The sequence below is a fragment of the Okeania hirsuta genome (assembly GCF_003838195.1).
GTDB classification, from domain to species: Bacteria; Cyanobacteriota; Cyanobacteriia; order Cyanobacteriales; family Microcoleaceae; genus Okeania; species Okeania hirsuta.
The window spans coordinates 23,568-29,895 of record NZ_RCBY01000077.1 but is presented as its reverse complement, the minus strand read 5'-3'; the positions used below and the strand labels follow the sequence as shown (position 1 = coordinate 29,895).

At 38.0% G+C, this 6,328-nt stretch carries 5 protein-coding genes; 4 read left to right on the top strand and 1 reads right to left on the bottom strand.

The annotated features are described in order from the left end of the window. Positions 1 to 551: 551 nt before the first annotated feature. The 4 genes from D5R40_RS14765 (at position 552) to D5R40_RS14750 (ending at position 5,416) form a co-directional block, all read left to right on the top strand. Positions 552 to 2,858: a ribonuclease R family protein gene (locus D5R40_RS14765; protein WP_124147316.1), complete on the top strand. Its 2,307-nt coding sequence runs from the start codon at positions 552 to 554 to the stop codon at positions 2,856 to 2,858. A 614-nt stretch (positions 2,859 to 3,472) separates the two neighbouring features. Next, complete coding sequence (locus D5R40_RS14760) at positions 3,473 to 4,105, top strand: flavin prenyltransferase UbiX (protein ID WP_124144869.1); 633 nt, start codon at positions 3,473 to 3,475, stop codon at positions 4,103 to 4,105. Beyond that, a complete protein-coding gene (locus tag D5R40_RS14755) occupies positions 4,098 to 4,817 on the top strand; it encodes a LapA family protein (RefSeq protein ID WP_124144868.1) in 720 nt (239 codons plus the stop codon). The genes D5R40_RS14760 and D5R40_RS14755 overlap by 8 nt, the downstream gene beginning before the upstream one ends. 41 nt (positions 4,818 to 4,858) lie before the next feature. Further along, a complete protein-coding gene (locus D5R40_RS14750; RefSeq protein WP_124144867.1) occupies positions 4,859 to 5,416 on the top strand; it encodes a shikimate kinase in 558 nt (185 codons plus the stop codon). 490 nt (positions 5,417 to 5,906) lie between these two features. Here D5R40_RS14750 and D5R40_RS14745 read toward each other — a convergent pair whose 3' ends face one another. Further along, positions 5,907 to 6,326, bottom strand: coding sequence for a hypothetical protein (locus tag D5R40_RS14745; RefSeq protein ID WP_124144866.1), 420 nt, complete (start codon positions 6,324 to 6,326; stop codon positions 5,907 to 5,909). Positions 6,327 to 6,328: the final 2 nt, after the last annotated feature.

Below are 6,328 nucleotides of genomic sequence, written 5' to 3'. Positions count from 1 at the left end.
TCGGCCTTAAGTACGATGGGGCACATCGGAACTTGGCTCAATGAGTAAAACGCTTTGGGAGATTCAGGCACTACTGAGGTAGGAAAAATCCTGCCTCAGCAACTTGGGTCGTAGAACAAAGAATCCCCCGCGCTATGCCTAACGGCAGGCTACGCCAACAGCCGGGGGAGTGTCAAAAACAATACAGTCCAAAGTTGGTCACCTTTTCTTATAGAATAAACAAACGATTAAATTAGTCGCACGTCCATAGACCTGAATCACCAAAAAAGAATAAGTTTCCCATAAACTATGGTGAAGACAAAAAAGTACAAGCCATTTATCCTAATACATTCACAAAAAGTAGCAAAGATAGTGGTAAATACTAGATAGCTGGGCAGTTTTGTCTACGATGAAATAACTCTACTCAGTAAATGTCTTGCCAAAATTAGCTTAAGAGGGCCATTAAGCATTGAACTAGGGAAAGCTGATTAAGACGACTATCTAGGTGAGACAGTCAAGGCAGACTAATTTATGGGATAACTGAACCGATAACAAAAAGGATAAAACGCTGCATGAAATTTTCCATCGCTACACTCCTAGCAAACTTTAGTGAAGACAAATTAGTCGCTCCTAAAGCAGTGGAGAAAAAACTAGATTGTCAAGACGATCTAAGTATCCATAAATTACAAATTGTTTTGGATGCTCTAGAAAAAATAGGAGTTTTAGCCAAAGATAAAGGTCGTTATCGACGACTATTTGAAGAGGCAATTGTAGAAGCAAAACTTCGCTGTTCCAGTAAAGGATTTTGCTTCGCAATACAAGACTCAGAAGGAACTGAAGATATTTATATTCGAGAAAGTCATCTGAGTAACGCCTGGAATAGCGATCGCGTCTTAGTCAAAATCATCAAAGAAGGCAGTCGTCGTCGGAGTCCAGAAGGAGAAGTAAAATTAATCTTAGAACGTGCTAACCCCTCCTTGTTAGCCAGAATCAAACAGATAAATGGACATAATGGAGAACCCTATTATCGGGCAGTTCCCCTAGACGATCGCTTACTATTTGAACTAGACCTAGTACCAGAAAGTCCTGACCTAGCGAATGCCATCGATCACCTTGTCCATGTCGAAGTATTGCGCTATCCCCTGGGAGAAAAACGTCCAATAGGAAAAGTAGTTCAAATTCTAGGTTCAGATGCAGAAGCAGCAGACGATATGGATATAGTATGTTGCAAACATGACTTGCCCCGGTCTTTTTCTGATGCTGTTCTCAAAGAAGCTGAGTCCTTGGTTAAGCACTCGACAAAGGCTGATCAAAAAAATAGATTAGATTTGCGCGAACTGCTGACAGTTTCCTTTGGAAATGCCAATAAGAAAGACATTAACCATGGTCTGAGCATAGAAACAACTTCCTCCGGTTATTGGCGAATAGGAATTCATATTGCTGATGTAGCATACTTTATTAAACCAGATTCACAACTAGACAAAGAAGCTCGTAAGCGAAGTATTAGTATATACCTGCGGGATACAGTAATTCCGATAATGCCAAAGATAATATCAAGTGATTACTGTTCTTTACTACCAGAAAAAGATAGACTCGCGATATCAATCCTAGTTACGGTCAATAAAAATGGTCAAATAGTTGAGTTTGAAATTGAACCTAGTGTCATCAAGGTAGACGATCATCTTAGCTATGAACAGACCAAAGAAATTATCAATGGAAATACAGAGGAATTAGCTAATCTGGCCTCAGATCAAATTGATAATACAATTAATAAACTCAATCATGTCAGTCAAGCAGTCCGCAATGCAAGATTACGAAGAGGTGGTTTCGATCTAAATTTACCAGATGAAAAAAGCTATTACAATGATGAGGGAGAATTGGGAGCAATGATAGTTCCCGAACTATTTCCGGCTCGATCTATGGTAGCAGAATTAATCGTCCTAGCGAACCAAGCAATAGCAAGTCACTTACTCGCACTGGGAGTACCAGCAATTTATCGAGTCCAAAATACTCCAGATCCAGGAGACATCCAAGAATTTATTAAATTAGCTAGTAATCTTGGAGCTGAGTTATATCTAGAAGATGAAGAAGACGTGCAACCTGCTGACTATCAAGCATTTATTGAAGAATTTACTGCAAAGAAATCAGAAAGAGTGCTGGCATACTTGCTTGAAGATACTTTAAAACCAGCTATTTATAGTACCATAGCTCAACCCCATTTTGGACTAGCATTGCAACATGGTTATGTTCATTGTATCTCGCCAGTTTCCAGATATTCTGACCTGCTGATTTCACGAGTATTACATACCATCTTTAATGAAGGACGCGATCGCCGTTCGAGTCGCTCCAAAGAAGGTGTAGAACTCAGTCATTCTTCCTGTCATGGCAAAATCACCTGGAATGTTCTACCTCCAGAAATACAGCAAGAGTTGGAAGCACAACTAACATCAGTAGTTGTACATTTAACAGAACGAGAAAATGTAGCACAGGATGCTCAAGAAGACCTGGAGGGATTAATTAAAACTGGATTGATGAAGGAACGCACAGGGCAAACGTTCCAAGGTTTGATTACAGGGGTGCAGTCTTACGGTTTCTTTGTAGAAATTGAGATTTCCTCTGAGTCAGTAGAAACTTTCAGAGTAGAAGGTTTAGTTCATGTATCCTCTCTCAAAGATGATTGGTATGAATATCGTTCTCGACAACAAACCCTTGTGGGACGCAAAAATCGTAATCAGTATCGACTAGGGGATATGGTGGAAGTACAGGTCAAGAGTGTTGATTATTATCGCCAGCAAATTGACTTAGTTGCAGTGGGTGGTGGTAGCGTTGCTTTTGATGATGATGAGTTTTCACCCCCTAGTCATCGTTATAGATATTAATTATCTTTTTCGGTGTTGCTGAAGGGCGGGATGAATATAAGTGGGGTGGGTATCCTGCCTACCCGAAAATATAAGGTGTTGCTGAATGATTGTGTGATTTTTTAGTAGTCAGTAGCTAGCAGCTAGTAGTTAAAAGAAGCTATTTTTACTTACTATTAATACCTACTCACTCACCAGTTTCATTCCTTATTTCAGCAACACCTCTTTTTCCGGTGTTGCTGAAATGTAATAGTAAGTAGCTGAAGGTAAAATTGAAAAACTTATGTTTTGCGTTGATACTTAATCTAAAAATCATTACCATTCAGCAACGCCAGATTTTAAGTTCCATTAAGGTCACTTCTGACTTCTGAATTTTGACTTCTGACTTTAGTGAAACGGTATAACTATCACCTACTATAAATTATCATTTTCTTTGTGGGTTTAATACCCCACCGTCTACACGGTGTTCAAAATTACTTGGGGTTAGAATCCCCATGTAATTTATCATTTTCTTTGTGGGTTTAATACCCCACCGTCTACACGGTGTTCAAAATTACTTGGGGGAGCGAATCCCCATGTAATTTTCCTCCTGTCTCCTGTCTCCTGTCTCCTGTCTCCTTCTTCAATTATTGAAAATGAATGATTCTGTTTCTACTCCGCAACTACCGATAACGATCGGAGTTACAGGAGCATCAGGACTAATTTATGCTGTCAGAACTATTAAATTTTTGTTAGCATCCAATTACACTATTGATTTAGTAGCGTCAAAAGCTACCTACTCAGTCTGGCAAGCAGAGCAAAATATTAAAATGCCTGCTGAAGCAGCTAGACAAGAAAAATTCTGGCGAGAGCAAGCAGGAGAAGAAAGTAACGGTAAACTGTGTTGTCATGCTTGGCAAGATATAGGGGCTAATATTGCTAGTGGTTCCTACAGAACTAAGGGGATGATTATCATTCCTTGCAGCATGGGAACAGTGGGTAAGTTGGCTGCTGGATTCAGCTCAGATTTACTGGAGCGTGCAGCAGACGTACAGTTAAAAGAAGGTGGTAAACTAATATTGGTGCCTCGGGAAACACCTTTTAGCTTGATTCATTTACGAAATTTGACTACTCTAGCAGAAGCAGGAGCAAGAATTGTCCCAGCAATCCCAGCTTGGTATCATAATCCCCAAACTATAGAGGATTTGGTAGACTTTGTTGTAGCTCGTGCCCTAGACCAATTTGGTTTAGATTGTGTTCCTATAAAACGGTGGATAGGCCATGAATAGATCTCGGAATTTACTATTGTTAGTAGTTTTAATCTTGATAATCGTTGGGTTGGCCTTATTTTCTTGGCAAAATTGGTCCCCTAATTTGTCTTTAACTTTTTTGGGGTTACGATCTATACCTCTACCTTTGTCTATATGGATTTTAGGTGCTTTTCTTGCAGGTGTGATTACTTACCTGTTGATTTATGGTATTTTCGGACTTTCAAATTACTTGTTAAAAAAGAATTTACCACCTGCTAGACCTCGTTCTAGAAAGTCTCATCATCAAGATCGAACTGAGGAAGTTTGGGATGCTTCACAACCTCAAGTAACTTTAGATTCTCAAAGCTCTTTTAACTTGAATAAAGATTCAGAACCAGCTAAGAAAAATGAAAATTATGATGATTGGCAACCAAGACCTCCCAGGGTGAATCGTTCTTGGGATGGCACCACAGAGGAGCAAGGTTCAGAAGAAATACAGGAATCTGTGAATGAAAGTGCTACTAAAAATTATGAAACAGAACAACAGCCAAAAACAGGTTCTTGGTCTGGTTCTGTATATTCTTATGGTTATCGTGATAGTAGCAGTTCAGGTGTTGGTCAAACTGAATCTGTTTATGATGCAGATTATCGGATAATTACTCCTCCTCCTGCAAATACATCTATGCCTACTCAAGAGGAAGAAGATGATCAAGTTTCTGACAAAGATCATCAGTCAGAAGATCCAAAATAAGTTTGGCTTTTGTTTAATCGTTTTTTTTCATACAGTAATTTATGAATGTTAGTAATAAGAAATTCTTACAAGGAGTAAATCTTTATCTAGTTGGGATGATGGGGGCAGGTAAAACAACCGTGGGAGAGCTGCTATCCCAAAACTTAGGATATCGTTTTCTAGATACGGATAATTTGATTTCTCAAGTTGCTGGCAAGTCTATCAATGAAATTTTTGCTGATGATGGTGAAGCAGCGTTTCGGCAGTTGGAAACAAATGTATTGGCACAAGTATCTAGTTATAAAAATTTGACTATTGCAACAGGTGGTGGTATTGTATTGAACCATTTTAACTGGAGCTACTTACAGCATGGTATTGTCGTCTGGTTAGATGCGCCTATAGAGGTATTGCATAGTCGTTTACAGGGCGATCAAACTAGACCTCTGCTTCAGGATAGAGACCCTCTGGGTAAACTTCAGGCTCTTTTAGAGGAACGACGGCCACTTTATGCTAATGCAGATGTTCATATTCATGTAGAGCCTAAATCTACTCCGGAACAGTTAACAATGTTAGTCTTGGCAGAAGTTAAAAAAGTGGTAAAATCATCGGTACTAAATTAGTTATTGAAAGGTTCATCCCAAGATTTTAGTATGAAAATAATCTCAATAGATGTTTTTTGTCCAAAAAAGGTGTTATAGTTTTATGCGGCTATAAGATATTTGGTAGAAACTAAATAATATCTGGGATGAATATATGAAAATTTTGTAGATTTTAATAAAAAAAACCCCACCATAAATTAGGTAGGGAGCAAGGAAAATTAAACGCTTATTCTATTATAATCTCAGAAATCAATTATTATTGGTTATTGTGTATGTGACAATTTCTTAAACCTCCATAGGGCCGATTGCGTTCATAGAACCTATAAGATTAATATTTAAATTTGAACCTACTCTTGAAGTAAAGGTGACAGATGATAGTGCTTAACGACATAGTTCTGAAGTTGCCCATGGCACGACAAATCAGGATTTTTAAGCCTTACGACACCTTGTTTCCTGTTTTATAGCACCAGTATAGGTGAGATTTAAGGTCTTTCGAGTTTAATTGATTATGCTAAAATTTAAGTCTATAAAGTAGAATTCCTAGCCCTAAACTTGCTTGAGAAATAATTACTAGAATAATAAAAGACTGCCAATTTTTTAAGCCACAAACTTGAGTATCCAGTCTTACCAATATTCCCGCAGATATTAACACTAAAGCATCGACAGAAAGACTAACCCACCTAATGATAACTACAAATAAAAAAGCAGAAATAATCACAGAAATAAAAGTCGTAATATCAGATTGAAACCAAGGTGTAATTATTTCTTTAAAATTAGGCAGAGGAACAGTTAAAATAATATCTAATAAAAAAATAGCAGCTATAATAGCTAGATATAATAACTGAGAAGCTTGAGTACTAGCTAGTCTCCAGCCTAAAATAGTGTAAGTAATTAAAAGTAGGATTAAAGAAAGTAAAGGTATTAGTTTCACAT